This is a genomic window from Halobacillus amylolyticus (assembly GCF_022921115.1).
Lineage (GTDB): Bacteria > Bacillota > Bacilli > Bacillales > Halobacillaceae > Halobacillus_A > Halobacillus_A amylolyticus.
In genome coordinates, this window is sequence record NZ_CP095075.1 from 1,099,625 (window position 1) to 1,121,776 (window position 22,152).

General features: G+C 39.5%; 23 protein-coding genes. 5 read left to right on the forward strand and 18 right to left on the reverse strand.

Going from position 1 to position 22,152, the window contains the following annotated elements; translation table 11 throughout:
* Positions 1-24: 24 nt before the first annotated feature.
* From MUO15_RS05840 to MUO15_RS05850, 3 genes are all read left to right on the forward strand, one after another.
* The gene (locus MUO15_RS05840) at positions 25-774 is read left to right on the forward strand and encodes an SDR family NAD(P)-dependent oxidoreductase (protein ID WP_245034287.1); all 750 of its coding nucleotides are present in this window, start codon (positions 25-27) and stop codon (positions 772-774) included.
* Between the two features lie 86 nt (positions 775-860).
* A complete protein-coding gene (locus MUO15_RS05845; protein ID WP_245034289.1) occupies positions 861-1,193 on the forward strand; it encodes a hypothetical protein in 333 nt (110 codons plus the stop codon).
* Between the two features lie 523 nt (positions 1,194-1,716).
* Complete coding sequence (locus MUO15_RS05850; protein ID WP_245034291.1) at positions 1,717-2,277, forward strand: FAD-dependent oxidoreductase; 561 nt, start codon at positions 1,717-1,719, stop codon at positions 2,275-2,277.
* A 402-nt stretch (positions 2,278-2,679) separates the two neighbouring features.
* Here the strand turns inward: MUO15_RS05850 and MUO15_RS05855 are convergent, their stop codons facing one another.
* The 4 genes from MUO15_RS05855 to corA all read right to left on the reverse strand — a co-directional run bounded on the left by MUO15_RS05855 (position 2,680) and on the right by corA (position 4,918).
* The gene (locus MUO15_RS05855; RefSeq protein ID WP_245034293.1) at positions 2,680-2,913 is read right to left on the reverse strand and encodes a hypothetical protein; all 234 of its coding nucleotides are present in this window, start codon (positions 2,911-2,913) and stop codon (positions 2,680-2,682) included.
* 66 nt (positions 2,914-2,979) lie between these two features.
* Positions 2,980-3,171, reverse strand: a complete 192-nt coding sequence (locus MUO15_RS05860) for a hypothetical protein (protein ID WP_245034295.1) — start codon at positions 3,169-3,171, stop codon at positions 2,980-2,982.
* Positions 3,172-3,537: 366 nt separating this feature from the next.
* The gene (locus tag MUO15_RS05865) at positions 3,538-3,735 is read right to left on the reverse strand and encodes a hypothetical protein (protein ID WP_245034297.1); all 198 of its coding nucleotides are present in this window, start codon (positions 3,733-3,735) and stop codon (positions 3,538-3,540) included.
* Between the two features lie 229 nt (positions 3,736-3,964).
* On the reverse strand, positions 3,965-4,918 hold the full coding sequence (gene corA / locus MUO15_RS05870; RefSeq protein ID WP_245034299.1) for a magnesium/cobalt transporter CorA: 954 nt from the start codon (positions 4,916-4,918) through the stop codon (positions 3,965-3,967).
* Between the two features lie 128 nt (positions 4,919-5,046).
* Between corA and MUO15_RS05875 the strand changes: the two genes are divergently transcribed.
* Positions 5,047-5,619 carry a GNAT family N-acetyltransferase gene (locus tag MUO15_RS05875; RefSeq protein WP_245034301.1) on the forward strand — a complete coding sequence of 191 codons (573 nt, stop codon included), beginning with the start codon at positions 5,047-5,049 and terminating at the stop codon, positions 5,617-5,619.
* A 93-nt stretch (positions 5,620-5,712) separates the two neighbouring features.
* Here the strand turns inward: MUO15_RS05875 and MUO15_RS05880 are convergent, their stop codons facing one another.
* Together MUO15_RS05880 and MUO15_RS05885 are read right to left on the reverse strand one after the other, a co-directional pair.
* Positions 5,713-6,639 carry a manganese-dependent inorganic pyrophosphatase gene (locus MUO15_RS05880; protein WP_245034303.1) on the reverse strand — a complete coding sequence of 309 codons (927 nt, stop codon included), beginning with the start codon at positions 6,637-6,639 and terminating at the stop codon, positions 5,713-5,715.
* 196 nt (positions 6,640-6,835) lie between these two features.
* The gene (locus tag MUO15_RS05885) at positions 6,836-7,444 is read right to left on the reverse strand and encodes a DedA family protein (RefSeq protein WP_245035872.1); all 609 of its coding nucleotides are present in this window, start codon (positions 7,442-7,444) and stop codon (positions 6,836-6,838) included.
* Between the two features lie 317 nt (positions 7,445-7,761).
* Here MUO15_RS05885 and MUO15_RS05890 point away from each other — a divergent pair, with 317 nt between their 5' ends.
* Positions 7,762-9,246, forward strand: a complete 1,485-nt coding sequence (locus MUO15_RS05890) for a flavin monoamine oxidase family protein (protein ID WP_245034305.1) — start codon at positions 7,762-7,764, stop codon at positions 9,244-9,246.
* Positions 9,247-9,323: 77 nt separating this feature from the next.
* Here MUO15_RS05890 and fabI read toward each other — a convergent pair whose 3' ends face one another.
* From fabI to MUO15_RS05945, 12 genes are all read right to left on the reverse strand, one after another.
* Positions 9,324-10,103, reverse strand: coding sequence for an enoyl-ACP reductase FabI (gene fabI, locus MUO15_RS05895; protein ID WP_245034307.1), 780 nt, complete (start codon positions 10,101-10,103; stop codon positions 9,324-9,326).
* Between the two features lie 70 nt (positions 10,104-10,173).
* Positions 10,174-11,877: a DUF6044 family protein gene (locus MUO15_RS05900; protein WP_245034309.1), complete on the reverse strand. Its 1,704-nt coding sequence runs from the start codon at positions 11,875-11,877 to the stop codon at positions 10,174-10,176.
* Positions 11,840-12,973, reverse strand: coding sequence for a dTDP-4-amino-4,6-dideoxygalactose transaminase (gene rffA / locus MUO15_RS05905; protein WP_245034311.1), 1,134 nt, complete (start codon positions 12,971-12,973; stop codon positions 11,840-11,842). Before rffA ends, MUO15_RS05900 begins: the two co-directional genes overlap by 38 nt.
* A gap of 11 nt (positions 12,974-12,984) precedes the next feature.
* Positions 12,985-13,350 (reverse strand): EamA family transporter, encoded by a 366-nt coding sequence (locus MUO15_RS05910; protein ID WP_245034313.1) that lies wholly within the window; start codon positions 13,348-13,350, stop codon positions 12,985-12,987.
* Positions 13,351-13,354: 4 nt separating this feature from the next.
* The gene (locus MUO15_RS05915) at positions 13,355-14,038 is read right to left on the reverse strand and encodes a GNAT family N-acetyltransferase (protein ID WP_245034315.1); all 684 of its coding nucleotides are present in this window, start codon (positions 14,036-14,038) and stop codon (positions 13,355-13,357) included.
* A complete protein-coding gene (locus tag MUO15_RS05920) occupies positions 14,035-14,973 on the reverse strand; it encodes a glycosyltransferase family 2 protein (RefSeq protein ID WP_245034317.1) in 939 nt (312 codons plus the stop codon). Before MUO15_RS05920 ends, MUO15_RS05915 begins: the two co-directional genes overlap by 4 nt.
* Before the next feature lie 205 nt (positions 14,974-15,178).
* Positions 15,179-16,000 (reverse strand): dTDP-glucose 4,6-dehydratase, encoded by an 822-nt coding sequence (locus tag MUO15_RS05925; RefSeq protein WP_318036197.1) that lies wholly within the window; start codon positions 15,998-16,000, stop codon positions 15,179-15,181.
* Positions 15,993-16,925, reverse strand: a complete 933-nt coding sequence (rfbA, locus tag MUO15_RS05930; RefSeq protein WP_245034319.1) for a glucose-1-phosphate thymidylyltransferase RfbA — start codon at positions 16,923-16,925, stop codon at positions 15,993-15,995. Before rfbA ends, MUO15_RS05925 begins: the two co-directional genes overlap by 8 nt.
* 389 nt (positions 16,926-17,314) lie before the next feature.
* Entirely contained in the window at positions 17,315-17,425 is a 111-nt protein-coding gene (locus MUO15_RS22105; protein ID WP_396266322.1) for a putative holin-like toxin, read from the reverse strand.
* 267 nt (positions 17,426-17,692) lie between these two features.
* Positions 17,693-18,646 carry a nucleoside hydrolase gene (locus MUO15_RS05935; RefSeq protein ID WP_245034321.1) on the reverse strand — a complete coding sequence of 318 codons (954 nt, stop codon included), beginning with the start codon at positions 18,644-18,646 and terminating at the stop codon, positions 17,693-17,695.
* 108 nt (positions 18,647-18,754) lie between these two features.
* A complete protein-coding gene (locus tag MUO15_RS05940; protein WP_245034323.1) occupies positions 18,755-20,458 on the reverse strand; it encodes a M4 family metallopeptidase in 1,704 nt (567 codons plus the stop codon).
* 288 nt (positions 20,459-20,746) lie between these two features.
* Positions 20,747-21,970 carry a bacillibactin exporter BcbE gene (locus MUO15_RS05945; protein WP_245034325.1) on the reverse strand — a complete coding sequence of 408 codons (1,224 nt, stop codon included), beginning with the start codon at positions 21,968-21,970 and terminating at the stop codon, positions 20,747-20,749.
* Between the last annotated feature and the right edge of the window lie 182 nt (positions 21,971-22,152).

A 22,152-nucleotide genomic window follows, 5' to 3' on the forward strand; every position in this document is an offset into this window, starting at 1 on the left:
TTACTACACAGAGGAGGCAAAGCGATGAATTTTAATAAAGAAACAATTCTTATAACGGGAGCAAGCAATGGGATAGGAAGAGGCTTAGCATTATCCTATGCAGACGAAGGTGCAACGGTAGTCATGTGTGATATCGATGAAGAACATGGCAGACAATTGCTCGGAGAAATACGTGAAAAAGGACAACAGGGCTACTTTTTTAAATGTGATGTGTCTCAAGTCACTGATATTGAACATTTGTTCCAACAACTTGATGAGAAATCTTTAGAAATTACTATACTTATAAATAATGCAGGGGCCAGCGAGTTTAAGTCATTGTTCGACTTGGAAGTAAAAGAATGGGATCAGCTTATCAACACAAATTTACGCAGTGTGTTCCTTTTCTCTAAATATACTGCCGAAAGATGGAAAGCAAACCAGATCCCCGGTCGAATTGTTAATATGGCTTCTACGAGAGCCTTCATGTCTGAACCGAATTCTGAAGGCTATGCGGCTAGTAAAGGCGGCATTACAGCTATTACACACGCACTAGCTGCCTCACTTGCGGAAACAAGTATACGTGTAAACTCAATTAGCCCCGGCTGGATCCAGACAGACCATTACGATCAGCTTAGACCAGTCGATCATAATCAACACTTAGCAGGACGTGTCGGCACACCAGATGATATAGCTAAAGCCTGCTTCTATTTAACAGATGAAGCCAACGATTTTGTTACGGGAGAAAATATTATAGTTGATGGTGGAATGACTCGTAAAATGATTTATGAACACTAGAAACTAACAGTTCCTCCCACTAAATGTTTATAACTACTCAGCGAGGGTAATGTTATAACACCACAGAATACCTGGAGGTGAATAGTATGAACCATTTATCCTCATACGATATTCATTTTAATCGTTCACTGAATACTAGCCAGATTATGAATCTATACAAACAAGCTACGAAACATGATTATACTGTTTATTTACGCCAAAACAACTACATCGCAGACGCAGGACATTTGCCGAAGTTATTGTCCTTTTTCCTATTGTTTGATATCGATAAACCCGCATTGTTGATTATAGATGGCGAAGATGTGAACAAGGCATTTGAAGCTATTCAAAAAGAATGTCAGGAGTCTGTTAATGAGATTAGCTGTCGGACAAACTATACATCTTCTCAAATTAATCATTGTGCATCGATAACCGTTTAAGAGGTTTGATACAGGAATTTCTGGCACATAATCATCGTATATTTCTATAAGATATTCGTGAAAAGAACTTTTGGTTATACTTAAAGTGTGTGTTCAAAAAGTTGACGAATGAGAACGTCAACAAAGATTGTCACCTCCTGTGACAAAGTCGCCTCTAGCACGCCCTGTGCGTCGCTAGAAGTTCGAGGTGCGAAAGTTTTGAGGACCGCAAGCCGTATGTCTTTCATACGTGAGGACCGGAAAAACCTAGCAACGAAGAAATTCGCCGTTTTACCCTCATTAACGGTCAGTTAAACCCCAAAGATATCATCGTGAAAATAAAAAGCTAATCGAGGGGTTAACTGTCCGTAAATGTCCGATTATTAAGGAACACAGACTAAGCGCCACGTCCTGCGGCAACGTCTGTGTGACCCACGTCGTGTAGGCCTCAACGAACCTCAGGGAAAACCCCACTGATGGAAGTTTCACTTTATCATTTTTGAACTTCCTCTTAAAACACTTAAACAAAAGGAGAGTAGATTGCATGTATGATATCGCTATAATTGGTGCAGGTCCAGCGGGTGCAAGTGCAGCATTATTTGCCGCTAAAGCCGGCAAGAAAGTAATTATGTTCGATAGTGGAAAAAGCATTACGGCCAAAGCCTGGGTCGAAAACCATTATGGAGTCAATGAAGTAGAAGGACCTCAGCTACTTAAGACTGGTCAAGATCAGGCAGCTAAATTTGGAGCAGAGATTGTGACCGCAGAGGTTGAGTCCATTAAACAGGAAGCCGAACTTTACACTCTGAACACAGATCAAAATGCTTATAATGCCGACCATATCATTTTTGCAACAGGCATGTCTGCTAAAGCTGCCGAACAATTCGGTTTAACGATTAACGACGGCAAAGAGCCTAGAGTAGCGAAAGTTATTAAAGTTGACGAGCGTGGTCATACAGGAAAACCTAAGGTATGGGCAGCAGGAACGGTTGCTGGTGTCAGTGTACATACAATCGTTACTGCAGGTGACGGCGCAAGAGTCGCCATAAATGTAATCAGTGAATTAAACGGTGAACGTTACGTTGACCACGATATACTCAAATAATTCTATCAGAAAAGGTGCCGATTATCGGCACCTTTTTCCCTTCACCTGTGTGTATTTAACAGTCTTCTGTCTAGCCTTAAGCTTCTAGAACAACAATAACCACAGTTATTTAAAAATTGAGCTATGCCAAAGAATACACACCCTAAAATACGTAGGTGATTTCAAAAGCTCCCCCGTACTAAGTTCACGAGAGGAGTAATCATTACCGACTATCTTGGACGGCGTTCGTCTATCAGGATAGAAATCTCGAATTCATTCAACATCGATATCCACTCCTTTATTATTGATACCTCAATTATAAAAAGAGTTATACCTTTCCATAACGGCCATCAGAGTGAATATTTCTACGTCTTTAGACTGAAAAAAGTCCGAGACTCTAAAAAGAACCCGGATTAAAAAATACTACTGATCACCTCCGTTGTCACCGCTTCCCCCATTAACCTGATTTCTAGTTACCTCAGCACGAAGGGAACTTTTTTCGTAAGTCTCACCTCTTGAGCCCACCTTATTCTTATTCGCTTCATCACCATAGAATTTATTGCTATTGAAACCAAGATAATCACGTACCATCCCGAACAAAATTGGTAATGCAAAAAGTGCTACGATGCCTAATAGTATCCAAACACTTGTTGACATACTCCAACCTCCAATCTCTCTTTGAGGTACTTTTGTTTTAAAACATTCTTTTGAGGAAAGAAACGATTAATCAAGGAAAATCGCCGCAAAAACAGCAATGATCATCATGAGGAAGATACCTCCAAATATGAGATAACCTATTAACCTTATCAGTAGCGGCATTCGTCCACCTGTTCCATTTGGATAACCTTCCACCCTTTGCTTGTGTTCCATTACATCATTATACGGCTGGGTTCGAGCCTCGTTATGCTTAGACATAAAATCCACCCCATTTCCAATTTAAACAAACACAACGAAAGCAAACGACTTATTATTGCTACAGAATGTCTTAAAAGAAAGATAATTTGTAATTGAATGAATCAATAACTAATTTTTTTGACATGATAATAGTTCAAAACATGGTACACAATCCAAAACATAATAATTACGAAGAACGAATAATACCTGTAATCATCTGGGAGATAGGTGAATAATGCCAGAGCAACAATTAAAAAAGGTGGCATAAGAATCCAATATGTTTGTCTCAAACAGAGTCATTACCTCCTTCTCTCAATTTCCCTCCAATTAATGTTCGACATCCATTTATAGAAAAAACGCTAGGAGACACATTTTTATAGAACACTTTTATCTCCTTGGAGAGGTTTGATCTTTTTTATTTAAATAGTTATAAGTTTTAGTTAGTAGTATAACCACAGGAACACTTATACAAATGCTGAAAAGCCAATGATATTCAAACAACATTGAAACTTGGCTTTCGATTAACAAAGCCATTCCAACCATTAAAAATAACAGAAATTCTCCTGAGCGAGTTTTAATATCCATTGGGTTACTCTCCTCTAGTCCCTTGTTAAAATCTCGTCCCCTTCATACGAAATATAACCCGTGAAAGTTTCAGCTGTAGCGAAAATAAGCAAAAAAGCGCCAAAACAGGCTGCCTTTTTGCTCACTTTCCTTACGTTATCTGAGATTCCTCAAATAGGACATTATCTTCCTTCACCATAGTGACTAAACTCGTGTTTTTGTCTCTCACGTGAGTTCTTTATCCCTTGAATTAGTCAAACCAGCCCTTTTTCTTGAACCAAATAAACATTCCGACTGCCATGGTAATCATTACCGCCCAGACAACAAAGTAGCCATATTTGGCATTGAGCTCAGGCATGTAAACAAAATTCATTCCGTAAACGCCGACGATAAAGGTCAGGGGCATAAATATAACTGAGATAACGGTTAAAATCTGCATAGTACGGTTGGTTTGATGTGAATTTAATGATAAGTAGCTGTCCCTAATATCCTGCGTCATTTCCCGATTAGATGCCACCATTTCTGCGACTTTTAGCAGATGGTCATAAATATCAGTAAAGTATTCTTTTCTTTCATGAACTCCGTCTAAATGATGAGTATTTAACATCCGATAGAGCAAATCCCTCATTGGGTGAACCGTTTGTCTTAGTTGCATTAGTTCGCCCCGACGATCAAATAACTCTTCTAACAATTGTTCCATTGATAGGCTTTTCGTATTATCTTCTATCTCATTAATATGATCTTCTATCTCATAAACAATTGGAAAATAATTGTCTACCGCTTTATCCAGTAACTGATAAAGCACATAGTATTCATCCAGTGACTGCTGTTGGTTTTTATTCTGCTGTATCATACCCTCTACTGTCTGAACAACTTTAGATGGTTGCTTATGGTAGGTAACAATAAACTCACCGCCAAGAAATACATCGATTTCATGCTTGTCTAGATCGTTGCTCTCCACTGAATGAATAACAAAAAAGGTATGATCCTCATAGTAATCCAATTTCGGTCGTTGCAAATCATGCATACAATCTTCAATCGCCAAGGGGTGAAAATGAAAGAATGTATGCAGAAGTTTTATTTCCTCCTCTGATGGAGATGCAAAATCCACCCAATACCAGTCCAATTCATCTTGCATGATTGTATCAAGTGAGCTCCCAATCTGCCACCCATTTTTATTTGAATAACCATAAACCTTTAACATAAAATCATCCTCTATTATGTAGATCAGCTATTAGTAAGCCTTCCCCTTCCATTTAATCCTAAAACCTTCGTTCCCCTAACTAGCTGTGATAGGATAGAAGAAGCTATGTAAGAAAGGTGGCTTGCAAAATGACTGTTACAAATGTACATATAGAAGGTAAACTTGTCACACTAAGAAGTATCACTGATGCAGATATCCCTATTCTTTGGGAGTTGATCTATGGTGAAGAAGAGCCTGAATGGAAAAAATGGGATGCTCCTTACTATCCTTTAGAACCACATACATTAGAAAGCTACCGAAGTCATGAAAATGCCAGGAAAGAAAGACTAAAACAAAATGAGCCTGATTCACGACTAATCATTGAAGTAAAAGGAACCATTATTGGTACGGTCACCTATTATTGGGAACATAAACCATCCCTTTGGCTTGAAGTTGGAATCGGGATCTATTCGTCTGCGTATTGGAGTGGCGGTTATGGAACGGAATCCCTTACCCTATGGATTGATCATTTATTCAACAACCTTCCATTAGCCCGTATCGGGTTAACGACATGGTCGAAAAATCAAAGAATGATGCGTGTTGGGGAAAAGTTAGGAATGAAGCTCGAAGGCCGCATGAGAAAGTGCCGTATTTATGAAGGTAATTATTATGACTCCATTCGAATGGGGGTTCTTCGGGAAGAATGGCAATTATTAAACTAAAAAAATGTCACAGTTTTTGCATTGAATGACTCAGGTGAGCTATATGTTAACAAAAAAGATCCACATTAAATGAAATGCGGATCTTTTTTTGTTTTATAGAAATTTTTGATTAAGCGGTGGTACGATTTGTTTTTTGCGTGAAACAACGCCTTCAAGAACAGCCTGGTTTCCTTCCAAGGGAACTTCAAATGCTTCGGCAACAACACCCATTTTTTCTCCGATAGCCATAACGGTTGAATTATTTGTGAGGATATCAGTAATCACAAATAAGAATAGGTCAAGTTCTTTTTCAGAAACAACAGCTTCAATTGCTTGTTCAATGTCAGCTTTACGCGCGAGAACTTCATCCGTATCAACTGTATTTACTTGCGCGATCTCTACTTTAGCCTCACCCATCGCAAACTCTTTCGCATCAAGTGAAATCAACTGATCGGCAGATTTATCACTAATATCCGCTCCGGCTTTAAGCATTTCAAGGCCATACTCTTCTGCATCCACATGAGCGATTTCCGCCAATTCCCTCGCTGCTTGTACATCTTGCTCTGTACACGTAGGCGATTTAAAAAGCAAGGAGTCAGAAATGATGGCGGATAGCATTAACCCAGCCATCTGCTGGCTGACTTCTTGATTGTTTTCTTTATACAATTTATTAAGAATTGTTGCCGTACACCCGACAGGCTCTGCACGGTAATAAAGAGGTCCTTTTGTTTCGAAGTTAGCAATTCGATGATGGTCAATGACTTCAAGAACCTGTACCTCATCAATGTCCGCAACACTTTGTTGGCGCTCGTTATGGTCCACCAGGATAACATGCTCCACTTCATCTGAAACGGTTTCTACTAAGCGGGGGGCATCCACATTGAACTTATCTAGTGCAAATTGGGTTTCACCGCCCACTTCCCCTAAACGGACTGCTTCAACTTCTAAACCAAGCTTATTTTTCAAGTCAGCATATACGATCGCTGAACTAATCGTATCTGTATCTGGATTCTTGTGGCCAAATATTAATGTTTTACTCACGTGACTTCTCTCCTTTTATATTTTAATATGTATAAAAGCTTCCGTACCGATTATAAGACATATCACTGTATTCGTCTATGCATACGTAACCGAACGTAAACAGGAAAATTCATCAAGTGACTAGAGGACGGTATCAGTATAGAGTTTTGGTAAGTAAACATAGAAGGAGACACTTTTACGATGCCATCCTCTCTGTTTATCTGTTGCTTATTTTTTTGAAGTACCAATATACGGTCGTCGCCACTGCGACTGCTAAAATGATATAAACAACGGATGAGTATATATCCATGTATGTAAGAATGCTATGCCAAGAATCTCCAACAGAGGCTCCGATCCAAATAAGGACAGTATTCCAAATTAATGTACCTAATGTCGTAAGAACAAAGAAAGCAGTAAAATTCATATTCGACATCCCTGCAGGAATTGAAATGAGACTTCTAATTAATGGAACAAATCTACATAAAAACACTGTCCAAGGACCATATTTATCAAACCAGGCATCCGCTTTATGAATATCTCTACGGGTCAGACGAAGAACTTTGCCCCATTTATCAACTATCTTTTCCATCCGTTCCACATCAAGCAACAATCCAACCCTGTATAATGCAACAGCACCTGTAATCGAACCTAAAGTTGAGCAGATCACCACACCAAAGATCGATAAATGTGTGGAGGTCGTCACAAAACCACTGAACGTTAAAATGACTTCAGAGGGAATCGGCGGGAAAATATTTTCTAATGCTATTAATACAAAGATGCCTATGTAACCATACTCATTAATAATGGAGAGCAGCCAATTTTCCATTGCTTCTTGCACCTCGATTTCTATCATGATTAAAATCCCTTGCTTGTTCATTATAGTGAGTGTTCAAAAAGTTGCCAAATTAGAACAAAGAAGGTGGAGGCGGCGTAGCTTTGAGCACGAAGGGAATTTTCCATTAATTCGAATATCACAAAGGAATTTACTTCTTTGAATAGGCTCGTAGACGCAGGGGCACACGCTCTTCAAAAGCAAGCTAACGAAGAGATTCGCCTCTTATCATTTGGTCATTTTTTGAATAACCTCTTATACAGACATATGCCTCCATAAAACCACGTAATATGGGAAAAGGAGGAAGTTATATGAACAGTAGAAGCGAGGAACAACTTACATATCCTGAAGGAATGGTAAACATTATTAGAGATGGATTACAGTTGGCTAAAACACCTAAAAAGGTAATAATAGCCGGAGCAGGAATGTCTGGGCTAGTCTCTGCTTCCTTACTCAAGAGGGCCGGTCATCATGTAACTGTGCTTGAGGGGAATGACCGGATAGGCGGTAGAGTATTTACCTTAAGACAGCCATTCACCCAAGGGAATTACATTGAGCTTGGCGCTATGCGCATTCCTGGCACACATGCTCTTGTATGTGAATATATCAAACGTTTTAGGCTTCCAATTAATCCTTTTATAAATAGCTCTCCACTTGATTTGATTTTTGTAAACAACATACTTACTACACGTAAACACTATGAACAATATCCTGAGGTCTTACAATTTCCTTTAGAAGAATGGGAAAAGGGCAAAACCGCATCGGAGTTATTTTTATCTGCCGTCAATCCTTTTATTGAAAGGTATCAAAGCAGTTCCCCTGAAGAGCAGGGACGGTTAAAAAAACAGTATGCCTCTTACTCTATGAGGGACTATCTAGAAAATAATCCATTAGGCCCTTCCCTTTCATCTAATGCTATTCGAATGATTATGGTTCTTCTCGGGATTGAAGGGTTCCCCGAGTTCTCCTTTGTTGATATTTTAACGGATATCATTTATCCAATCTTTAATAAGGACACGAACTTCTATGAAATCACAGGCGGGAATGATCAGCTTCCCTTATCTTTCCTTTCTGAACTTCACTCTGACATTCTTTACAACCACAAAGTGAGAAAGATTAAGCAAACGACGTCCGGTGTTACACTAAGTACAGTGAACCCTTTGACACAGGAGCCAAAGTTTTTTTCGGGTGATTACAGTATTATTACTATGCCTTTTTCAGTCTTCCAATTTGTTGATGTAGAACCCTATGATTCTATCTCCTTTAAGAAGTGGCAAGCGATTAGAACCCTGCCCAATATTCCCGCAGTGAAAATCGCCATTGAATTTAAACATCGCTTTTGGGAGCGGATGAAAGTAGGCAACATCATAACGGACCTTCCCACAATGTTCACCTACATCCCAAGCCACAATAAGGGGCGCTTCGGTCCTGCAGTATTGCTTGGCAGTTACAGTTGGGGTAACAACGCTTCATTGTGGACCAGTTTAACAGAATCAAGTTTGATTTCCTATGTTCTTAAAGACTTAGCTAAAATTTATGGCAACATCGTTTATCAAGAATATTATCAAGCGTTTGCTTTTGATTGGGCTCAAAATCCTTTTTCAGCAGGATGCTTTACCTTGTTCTCCCCACATCAGGTCGTAAATTTTGGTGATTACATAAGCACACCTGAAGGGCGGCTTCATTTTGCCGGAGAACATACCTCTTCCTTTCATGGCTGGGTGGAAGGTGCAATAGAATCAGGGATAAGGGCAGCCTATGAAATAAATGAAAGATCCCGGAAAGAAGGTGGATAAACGAACCATATGAAATAGCCTCTTATTCAGAATGTTAAAAGACGCCAATTCCATTAGAGGAGGGCGTCTTTCTTTCATTATCCTAATATATTGTACCCTGAATCGACATAGACGATTTCACCTGTTACACCTCTTGACAAGGCACTGAGCATGGCCACACTCATATCACCAATATCTTCTTGAGTGACGTTTCTTTTTAACGGAGAGGTTTCCTCAATTTGATGAAGAATTTGATTGAAAGAGGGAACACCTTTTGCAGAAATGGTTCGAATCGCACCTGCAGAAATGGCATTCACTCGAATTTGGTCTGCTCCCACTTCTGAAGCTAGATACTTCACAGATGCCTCGAGAGAAGCTTTCGCTACACCCATTACATTGTAACCACCAACGACTCGCTCCGCACCTAAGTAGCTCATCGCAATAATCGCGCCCCCTTCTCTCATTAACGGGCGAGCAGCCTTTGTAACAGCAACTAAAGAATAGGAGCTTGAGTCTTGCGCAGCAGCAAATCCACTTCTCGATGTATCAATAAAGGCCCCCTTTAAATCCTCTGTAGGTGCAGAAGCGACAGAATGTACAAGACCATGAATCACCCCTGCTTTCTCACCGATTTGCGCAAAAGCCTGCTGAATACTCTCATCCTCATTTACATCACATTGCAGGACAAACTCTGCTTCTAAGTTATTGTCTTCTAACAGCTTCACTAACTTCTTATAAGACCGTTCCTTCCTATATGTAAAAATTAATTTTGCCCCTGCTTTATCTAATGATTTAGCCACACCCCACGCAATACTTCTTTGATTGGCTACTCCCATTATGACAATGTATTTACCTCTTAATTGTAATAAATCTTCCATAATATCCTCCTTCGTCAATGTTTCCCCCTCATTATAACAGGTATCCTACCCCTCCCCTGAACTTTCTCCCTTAGATCTCAACTTTATACAAATAAATCTTCCAAGGAGAGGATGCATTTTGGAATGCTTTTTCAAATTCGAGACCTATATTTTCATGATTCTCAATGGGGAGGGCTGATAATACATAATCTCCACCCATTTGTTGCAATTGTGCAGTATTGATGTCAAGCTGCTCAATTACCTCATCACTATTCTTGCTGAATAAATAATCCTTCCCTAACTCGGAAACATACATATAAAGCCTACCGCCCCACGTATCAAAGTAGGATTCAAGGGTTTGATTTTTTTCTAGTTCTGGTGCGATGATCTTGCGGAATTTATGCTTATAGGATAATGGATAGGTAGTATTATAGGTATCTAATGTATGCATGCCATTATATTGGGCGATGGTCGGATGCATAGCCACACTTACCACTTGATATTCAGAAGTGTCTAAACCGATGTATTCCTTTATATTATTGAAAAGATCTTGCGAATAAAATTCTTCGAACGTCGGTGTGCCGATTTCACTGTATTTTTCCTCTTCATTCAAATCAAATACGATTGCGATTTGAATGACCATAAGTACGATGGCAAGCGGTTTACCAAGTTTTAAGTGTTTCCAAATAATCGCCAATGCAAAACCAAACGCCATGTACCAGAACAAAGGATGTAGAAAATGGATACGGCTGAAATTAAATGTATTGAGAAGCATTGACTCATCTTTTAGTACTCTAAATCCTTCCCAGTACCAAAAAGCATACCAGAGCGACAAAAGGAAATTCATCGTCATAGCAAAAGCAAGCTGGTTAGGTTTAATTTTTTTATAAATAGCAATAAACACTGCCAGGATTACTGCTGGAAGGATCACTTGCTGATGCAAACTCATGTCATGGGTATGAGCAAAAATGAAATTTTCATTAAACAGACGAATTGTACCAGCTAGGCTGTTATGTCCTAAGTCAAATTCTTCACGGTGAGAGGTAAATCCTTCACTGAAGAACATGGATACAATGATGAGGTAGTTCTTAATTAGGTAAATCGATCCCATCAGGACGAGCGCCACTAAAAAAGCAATGTTGATACGTTTTGTTCTGAACCAGTCGACCATCCACAATAAACCCATCAATGCTAGAAAGAATACAAAGCTTAATATTAAACTTGAGTGAAACGGAAGTAATACGATAATAATCCAGTATAACTTGGGTGTATTTCTCCCGAACTTGCGGATGTTCAGAAACGCTAATAAGGCTAAAGGCAACCCTGCTATTGATAGTGCTCCAGAAGGCCAAAAAGGCAAAAGTGCAAAGCCGACTGATACACCTATAGCTATGAACTGAAGTTTTTCTACCCCCTCTCTTGCTTGGAAAAAGAAACGGAGTAACCCATACATACCAAAAAAGCCTACAAACCGCATAATGGTTTGATTTATTGTGTAGGCCGTGAATGGTTCAAACCATACGTAAAGCCATACCATTACATCCAAACTTGACGATAGAGCACTGCGAGGCAGGCCATTGATGGCATAGGGCAATGTCGTTCCCGGGGGGGCAAAGATCTGTCCGCTTTCTGCTAATATCTTGTACCAGACAATGTTTGAGTCCAAATTGTCGTGAACCCGAATGTGAGTGTCTTTACCAAGAATGTAATAAGGCATGAGGTACGCTACGATGATTAAGCAGCCAAGGACAATCCATTTATTTTTTGAAAAAGTTCTCAATATGGTGGACCACATGATTGACGACCTCTTTCTCCATCCCAAAGTATAAAGGTAACCGTAATAACCGCTCCGCTTCTGATGTCGTAAAATGATCGATTCCCGATAAGCCGCCATAGACTCTCCCAGCTTGAGAAGAGTGTAATGGTTCATAATGAGGCACCGCCATAATGTCCTGTTCCTTTAAGTAAGAAATTATATCAGAACGCACAGACTCTGTTCTCAACTTTATATAAAACATGTGGGCATTATGCTGACAACCCTCTGGTATGTGTTGTGTACTAACCAAGTCTTCTTCCACAAGAGAGGAAAGTTTTTCACTATACCGATTCCATGTCTCGATGCGATCTTCAAAAATAGTCCAAGCTTCCTCAAGCTGGGCATATAAATAAGCAGCATTCAATTCACTTAACAGAAAGGAGGAGCCGACATCATGCCACGTATACTTATCAACCTGCCCCCTTTTAAATTGTGACCGATTCGTTCCTTTTTCTTGAAGGATTTCAGCACGCTCAACATATTTTGGATCATTGATCAGCAAGGCGCCGCCTTCCCCACAAGTATAATTCTTCGTTTCATGAAAACTTAACGTACCGAAGTGCCCAAAGGTTCCAAGCGGTTTTCCTTTATATGTGCTCAATAGGGCCTGAGCAGCATCTTCTATGACAAATAATTGATGACGTTCTGCCATCTCCATAATCTGTTCCATGTCACAGGCAACACCAGCATAATGTACGACTACAATAGCCTTTGTCCTAGGAGTAATCGCATCTTCGATCAATTCAGGGTCTATATTCATCACAGTCGGATCGACATCTACAAATGTGATGTGCGCCCCTCGTAACACAAAGGCATTCGCTGTTGAAACGAATGTGTACGAGGGCATGATGATTTCATCCCCCTCTTTTATGTTAAGTAATAAGGCAGCCATCTCAAGAGCATGTGTACATGATGGGGTTAGTAAGGCTTTCTGGCATAATAAATGCTCTTCAAGCCAGGCTTTACACTTTTCCCCAAACGGTCCATTCCCCGAAAGCTTTCGATTGTGATGAATCGCTTCTTGAATATAGTCTATTTCCTTACCAATGACACACGGTTTATTAAATGGAATCACAGGAAATCACCTCACACTGATTGGCTTGTTATCATAATTCCTACTACGATGAACGATAGTCCGATCACTTTATATAATGTAACAGGCTCTTGAAAAAGAAACACAGAAAGTATAAATACAAGAACAAATGAGAGACTCATGAACGGATAAGCATAACTAATATCAAATTTTGTCATAGCCCCCATCCAAAATATTGAGGCTACAAAAGCAGAAAGAAACCCTGATAAGATCAAAGGGTCTACTAACAACTGCAGTAAGAATAGTATTTTATCCTTTACTAATGGTGGAAGGCTACCGTACTTCTCAATCCGCCATTTCAGGATAAGTTGTCCGTAAACAGTAAATAATATCGTGCCGAAAATATATAAATAGCCCATTATGTCACTCCGTCAATGCTTTCCCATTCAATTTGTGATAGACATCCACTGAACGTTTCAACTTAAAGCCGAGAGACTGGAAAAGATTCAGTGAAGACAAGTTAATTGCCGAAATAGAAGTAGTTAGCTCTTCATATCCTAATGACAACATCTTTAGACAACCACTGCTCAGAAACGGTTTAGCTAGTCCCAAACCTGTAAACTCCTTGCCTATCCCTAACAACAAGACCTTATTGCTGTCAAAACCGAAGAAGCCAGTCAGATCGCCTTGATAATACAGGAAATAAACCTGGTTTTGATCATATAAGTCCTCAAGCCATCGTACATACCTTAAATCAGCCAGCTCGTTCGGGATATGAAAATCTCTATGGAAGCGGCCATGAACAAAAGCATGTTCAGCAATATCTAGAATCACTTGCTTATCTCCATTCGAATCAAGTGTGACTCCTTCCTTTTCAAACACCTTCAGCTCACCCGATCTGCATCTCGGCTCAAGCAAAGTGTCAGCGTAATAAAATCCGTACTCTCTTAACACTTTTTTATCGAAAAAAGGATCCACTTTCACTGTAAAATGACCGTCTCTATCCATCGTCTCCTGGAATGCTTCCACATCTAAGGAAGTTAGCTCATAAGTATCTATGTTAAGTGTACGTTTATCCCAGGGTGTCTCTTTCAAGTAATATGTCATCCTATCACCTCATCTCGTTTCTTATCAGTTACGTCCCTAATGATGTATAACGGACGTCCTTTCGTTTCATTAAATACCTTTCCGAGATATAATCCCAACACTCCAAAATTAAAAAAAATCAACCCTGCTATAAAATAGAGAGAAACCATCACACTTGTCCATCCAGGGACAGGCTGGGATAAGAAAAAGTATCTGAGTATCAAATAGATTCCATAAATGAATGAAACAAAAGAGACTAAAAAGCCAAATTGAATCGACAATCTTAACGGTTTGTTAGACTGAGAGATAATCACATCTGTTGCTAACCTGACCATCTTCTTTAGATTGTATGATGATTTGCCTTCAACCCTTTTTCCATGATCTACAGGGATACTGGTCGTTTTAAACCCCATCCATTTGATGAATAACGGAAAGAAACGGGTCTGTTCTCTCATCTTTCTATAACTGTCAATGACATTCCTTGAACAAATACTAAAATTAGCAATCGTATAATCGGAGGAACGATCAGTAAGATAATCATAGACTTTATAAAATAATTTAGAAGACAGACGTTTAAAGAAACCATCCTGTCGAACTACGCGTGTGCCGAAAACAACCTCATAACCCTCTAAAGCTTTCTCATACAATTTCTCGATTTCCTCGGGCTGATCCTGCAAGTCGCAATCCATCACAACGATGAAATCACCCTGCGTGTGGTCAAGCCCAGCTGTAATAGCCCGGTGTTGACCAAAATTCCTGGCCATATCAAAGCCTCTGATATGGTTGTCCTCTTCACTTAATTTTTGAATCGTCTCCCACGATTGGTCTGGACTGCAATCATTAATAAGTAGGATTTCATAATCTGAAGATATACTTTCCATTGTTTGATTGATACGCCTGCACAGTTCGTACAGGCACGTTTGACACCCATAGACAGGGACAACGACAGAAATCATTGCACGACTTCCTCCCATTTATGCACATACCAATCTAGTGTTTTCTTCAGGCCTTCACCAAAGGAGATCCTAGACATCCAGCCGATTTGGTTCCGGATCTTCGAATCATCCACTGCATACCTCTTATCGTGTCCCAGTCGGTCATCCACAAAAGTTATTAATTCCTCGTAGCTCTGTATGTCTGTTCCACTTAAAAGTTGCGGTTTCATTTGATTAAGTTGTTCACAAATAAATTTGGTGAGTTCAATGTTCGTTTTTTCATTCCCACCCCGACATTATAACTCTCACCAGCTTTTCCTTTATGAAAGACCATGTCAATCGCTTCACAATGATCCCCCACATACAACCAATCCCTAACATTCATTCCGTCACCATAAATGGGAATAGGTTCAAGTGACAGAGCTTTTCGGATGATTGTGGGAAGCAGTTTTTCATCATGCTGCCTTGGCCCATAGTTATTCGAACTGCTCGATAGGACCACATTCATCCCATATGTGGTGTAATAACTCTTAACGAGCATATTTGCTCCTGCCTTAGAAGCACTATACGGGTTACTAGGATTGTAAGGAGTATGTTCGGTGAACTTCCCCTTACCTCCTAATGAGCCATAGACTTCATCAGTCGAAATGTGATGAAACCGGCGCTTAGACAGAAGCCCTTTTTTCTCCCAATCCTTCCTAGCAGCTTCCAGTAACACACCCGTTCCTAGTACATTTGTTAAGATAAAGGGTTTGGAATCAGCAATGGATTTGTCTACATGTGATTCAGCGGCGAAATGGACAACACCTTCAATATCGAATTCATTAAAAACATTCCTTACTAAAGCTTCGTCTGAGACATCTCCATGGACGAAGTGGTATGTGTCCATATTTTCAACTTCCATCAGGTTTTCTCGGCTTCCCGCATATGTCAGCTTATCTATATTGACAAGCTGACGACCTGGATATTTTTTCAAATAATAAGTGATAAAGTTGGAGCCGATGAATCCGGCCCCTCCAGTTATTAAGAGTGCTGGATTCTTACTCATTTTCTATCAATCCTAACCCTGGGTTCTGGTCGATTTTGTCCCAGTACTGCTGAACATGCTTCCGATTGGCTATTTCCATCAAATATTGACCATAATCATTCTTTTTCATCGATTCACCCGCTTCATACAATTGATGCTTCGAAATATAGCCCATGTAAAAAGCTATTTCCTCAATACAGGCAATTTTAAAGCCTTGACGCTGTTCAATATTCTTGATGAACTCTGAGGACTCGAACAACGATTCATGTGTACCTGCATCAAGCCATGCAAACCCTCTTCCCAGCAGCTCGACACCCAGCTGACCGTCTTCTAGATATTTTTTGTTCACATCAGTAATTTCAAGTTCCCCCCGGGCAGAGAAATTGAGTTTCTTTGCGATTTTGACTACACGATTGTCATAGACATATAAACCAGTTACCGCAAAATCAGACTTCGGATCTTCTGGCTTCTCCTCGATCGAAACTACCTTTCGTTCTTCATCGAATTCCACGACACCGAACCTGCTTGGATCCTTTACCCTGTACCCAAAAATAGTGGCGCCCTTATGATTCCGGACAGCTTTTCTTAGGATATTTGTTAATCCTTGCCCGTAAAAAATGTTGTCGCCAAGTATTAACGTGACATTATCCTTCCCAATAAACTCTTCCCCGACGATGAACGCCTCTGGAATACCATTTGGCTCCTCTTGCGATTTGTAATGAAGCGAGATCCCGAGTGAAGACCCGTCACCTAGTAATTTTTCAAACCTCGAAATATCTTCTGGCGTGCTTATAATCATGATCTCTTTAATCCCCGAAAGCATTAAAATTGATAAAGGGTAATAAATCATAGGCTTGTCATAAACAGCTAACAAATGTTTATTTATGCAATTCGTACTTGGAGACAGCCTTGTTCCACTTCCCCCTGCCAGTATGATTCCTTTCATCAAACCACCATCCTTCAAGGTATTTAGGAACAACATGGAAATATTTTGCTACTACTATAATTACCTTGTGTGAACTTGTTAAACTTAAGTTTTCATTACGAAATAGTTACTGAATGTTTCAACAGTATCATCATTACTTCCACGAAGTGATTCTATTCAAGATCAAACCAAACAAGGATAAAAACTTTTTCATTTATTTAAAAATAAAAAGTATACATCGAACACATAAGAAATAACCTAAAGATATGTGTCTAAATCAACAGTCTTAGCATTAAAAAAATCATTATCTTGCTCTCGAGAGAATTTAACGATATAATCGTAAATGGAAATAAAAAAATCCAAGGTGTTGGGGCACCTTGGATGAGTGCAGAATGAGTTCGTTACAAATATTACTGCTTTTTGTGTACCACTACCGCTATCAGCATTCCAAAGCTCAACATGAGGCTTATCGCTTCAAACGGACTCACAGTTACCACCTCCCTATAAGAGGATGAACTCATTCTGAGATAGGACTTGCGATTTGAGTATATCACAAGAATGAAAAGAGATGCGATATTTTTCCAATTTTTCGAAAATTGATAAATTTGTATTGGTGAAAAATAACTATTCCTTTATTTTCCACTTAGAAATCGACAGTTTTTTTCTAGTTGAAAATACTTAGTCTAAATTTAATACTATCCTCCAGGTTAGGCAACCACTTAATAAATTAAACATTCAACAATGATACACCACAAAGGGTGTGTTATTTTTTTTGCATTATTTCCGATCTATCTTTTCTTAGCTAGAACTTTCATTACTTGTTTCACAAACTCGGTCCGATCAAGTTCCATAGCTATTCGGGAACAGCCTTCTCCGGAACAATTCGTTGTCCCTGGACGGAAGTCGGCGATACTTAAACCATTTGCATAGCTTTCTTCATGCTGGACACGAACCTTTCTTTTTTTATACGTAAACAACCCAGGGAGATCTAAAGCGGCCATCAAAGCAGCCAAATCATGCTGAGGAGTCCCCTCGATACCTGGCTCTTGTTCTTGATACACTTCATAGTAAAAGTCAAGGATAGGGTCGATTATTTTTTCTAAACGGGTATTGGCACGGGCCGCAATGAAATCAACTTCATTTGGGGTTAATAAGGCTTCTCTTGTCACGTTTAACGGAATAATCGTTAAACTAGCGACATTTTGACAAATGAAATTTGCCGCAGTGGCATCACCGAAAAAGTTCGCCTCAGCGACCTCCGTAGCATTTCCGGGAACGAGAAAAGCACCACCCATCACGAAAGTTTCCTTCACATCCCCCATTACTTCAGGGCTCAAATACCAGGCCATAGCCAGGGATGTACAACGGCCAACGTTCACGATTGTTATTTCTCCTGGATTCTTTTTTATTAAACGGAACAGCTTTCTGAAATTTGTGCGGTTGGCATATCGTTCTTCAGGGATAGGTGGCTGAATTGGACCTAATCCTTCAACACCATGAATATTAGGGAAAAAAACTGGATCCTCCCCATTAAGAGGCCTTGTAGCACCTGAGATGACTGGAATATCTGTCCAACCGGCTAGTTCTAATAAATATTCTACATTTCGGTACGCCTTTTCCCTTTCTATATTTCCATATCCGCTAACCACTCCCAGAAGATCTATTTGGGGATTATTCAGCGCGTAAATTAAAGCAATAGCGTCATCGATACCTGTATCAGCAAATAAAATTACTTTTTTCATATTTCTCACCTCATCGTACATTATGAAAAAAGTGTCTTTGAGGTTTATACGTTTATTAGCTAAACCTGAAAAAAGCAACCTCCTTATTACGGAAGTTGCTTTTTATAGTTATTCTGTTATTCCCACTTGATTTAGTCCACTTTCTGTTGCTTCTGCTTCGGCACTGCCTTCACCATAGATGTCGACAGCCGATTGAATCAGGGCTTTTCTTGCATGACTGAAATCAGAAGTCGGTGTCAAGTACACCGTAAGTGCACGGTAATAAATTTGCCCAAGCTTGTCCTTACCAATCTGCTCACCTGTAAGGTAAGCAGCGTGGTTGATAATGGAGGAGTTGATATGAACACCACCATTATCCAAGCTAAGTGGAAGGTCATAATATTCATCCATATGTGTTGGATACATGCCACTGCCATCTCCATATGGCACATATTCTGCTCCTACAGCGTACTTGTCGGGATTACTTAAACTACGGAGGGAAGTTCTGCCCGATTGCCTTGCTTCTTCACCCATAATGTCTTCCCCAATTTCCCAATCCTCTTCATCGACTAGGGCACCAAATATGTCTGAGAAGGCTTCATTAAGTGCACCTGATTGGAAGCGATATCTTAAATTCGCAGTGTGAGTTGTCACTCCATGGGTCATTTCATGGGCAGCCACGTCAAGACCGGCTGAAAGCGAGATGAAAAAGTCACCGTCTCCATCCCCATATGTCATTTGCTCACCATTCCAAAAGGCATTATTGTAATCTTGTCCGTAGTGGACAGATGATTTAATCGCCATTCCTTTATCATCTAACGAGTTTCTATCATGCTCCTCGAGAAAATACTCATATACTTGCTCTGAATTATAATGAGCATCTACAGCGGCTCGATCATAATCATCTTTGAAAGAAGCGCTTTTATTAGAGTAGAGCACTCCAGGAAGCTGTAAATCTCCTCCCCATTGGTTTTTCATATCATACGTATAGATTCCGTCTAGATCCTCATGGGAATTGTCATATAAATAAAATTGTGTCCCTTTAAGGTTATCTGTCTTATCATTCTTATGGGTGATATGTAGTTTTCTATGGTCACCCAATACACCTATGCCAGAAGCGGTTGCAGACCTAAATCCATTCGCATGCATCAAAGCATTATATTTATCAATCACTTGTCCACTTTTAGCATCTACAAAGACAAACCAGTTACCAGGATTCTTGCCAAGGAAATTAACATTCACCTTATAAGCGAGCTGGTTGGTATCATTATATGGATAAATAACAAGCTCACTTGAAGGAGTGTAACTCAAGTTCTCCGGAGCATCCACCACATTCTTCGCTTTATTAAGGGCTTCTGTTTTAGAAAGGGTTGGTTCAGTAGAGATGCTTGCTTCCTCAACGGAGTGGTTGAAATGACCACTCACCGATTGAACAGTATTTTCCTCGTCATAATGAACGATAACTTCACTACCTTCGACAGGAACACCATTTTTTGTCTGCTGAAGGTTCACATGCGTCATACCTAGATCATCTTTCTTGACTTGACCCGGTTTGAAGCTTGACTTTGGATTTTTAATCTTATATTTTTCCTGATTCTTTTTCAGATGACTGACCGCAGCAGCAGCGTTACTAGCGTTTTGCTTTTCAGCTTGTTTTTCTACGACAAATATCGGTTTGTTTCCCTTAGACTTCTGAAACTTTTCTGCCATCGATTGAGTTGAAACTTGAGGGGTGCCCTCAGGTTGTACAGCATGAGCCTGCATTGGGGCAAAAGCGCCTACGAACAGAGCAGATGATAGAACAGCCACTGGTAATACATTCTTTTTCTTCAAATAAACTCCTCCTTAATATAGTCTGTTTCTATTTTAGAGGATTCTAGTAATAAATAAAAGAATAGTATGAACCATTTTAATAGTCAGAAATTTGTGATTGTAGTCGACATTGTGCGACTAAACTACCATTTATTATCCAATAAAAAGACACCGTCTATGGGGACGATGTCCTTTCCTAATCGTTCTTTACTAGCTAAACTGAGTGCATGTCGTTTAATATCAATATCGCTATGATCTTCCTAATATACATAAAATGATCGGTTCCACTTTCCTTAAACGTAAGCTTTTTTAATGTTCAACTGACACTTGAGATTTTTTTTCAGAAGAAGGTCGTACCGCAAATAGTGTTACTAACACAGCTAGAATACTTAAACAAGCTAAACTTATATATAACACGTCGGGATACCTTTCCATTAAAATGGCAATCACCGGAGGACCAGTCGCAACTCCTAGAAACCTCATACTGCTATAGAGTGAAGTGACTGTTCCTCTAACCTCTTTTTCTACACCCTCGGTAATTAACGCATCTAGTCCAGGCAAGGATAAGCCAATCCCAATTCCAGCAACTGATAATAACACAATCAGCATGACCAAATTCGCGTCATGTTTTATGAAAAATAGCGAGGCGGCAGCGGCCGCATTCCCGATGACGATGGCCCATTTCATGACAACTTTATTTTCACCAATTTTCTTACCGCTAATATAAGAAGCAATGCAAAGGAACAATAATGGAATCCCTAACAGCAATCCCTTGTAAACACCTGTCACATTATATTCATCCTCTAGTAAGGAAGATAGGTGAAATAAAAATCCAAATAACACAAACATATTTATGCATCCAATAACAAAGATCGATATCACCCATCGACCGTTATCATGGAATACTTTTTTTATTGATTTCTTAAAATCTGAAAAACGAGTTTTCTTCTGTTCGTCTTCGTTCTTTGGCACCTTCACAAACTTCCATACTAATAAGATTGACAGTAAGGATAACACAGGAATGGAGGCGAACGGAATAAACCAAATGATAACAGCTAATAACGCCCCAAATACTGGGCTTAGAACCTTACCAAAAGTATTTGAAGTTTCAATCAGCCCTAATCCTTCACTGACTTGTTTTTCATCGTCGAACATATCACCTACAGTAGGGATAACTACAGGAAAAGCTCCAGATGCTCCAATCCCCTGTAAAAACCTGCCCACTAAAATCATAATATAGGGATTTTCCATCTTCCATGCAGCATAAGCTGAAACGATTCCACCAGCCCCTGTGATAATTAAACTAGGTATGATTACTTTCTTTCTGCCGATTTTATCTGACAAATAACCAGCTATAGGGATCAGTAATATAGCAACAACTGAGTACACTGTAATGATTAAACTGGACTGGAAAGCTGAAATTCCTATTTCCTTTTCGATCATAGGCAGTACGGGAAGCAACATGGAATTACCCAATGTCATAACTAATGGTATAGACGCTAAAGCAATAAGATCCCATTTTTTTTCATTCATATAAGTTCCTCCGCTTACATTCATCTTTGTCTGTCTAACTTTTAAGCATTGTAACGTTTATTATGACCTAGGCGATGGGCATCTATTCTTACAAAAATTTCAAGTTATTAAAAAAACAAAAGGAACCGAAGTCCTCCTCATATTTTGAATGAAATTCTTTATAATAATTCCTACAATCATAA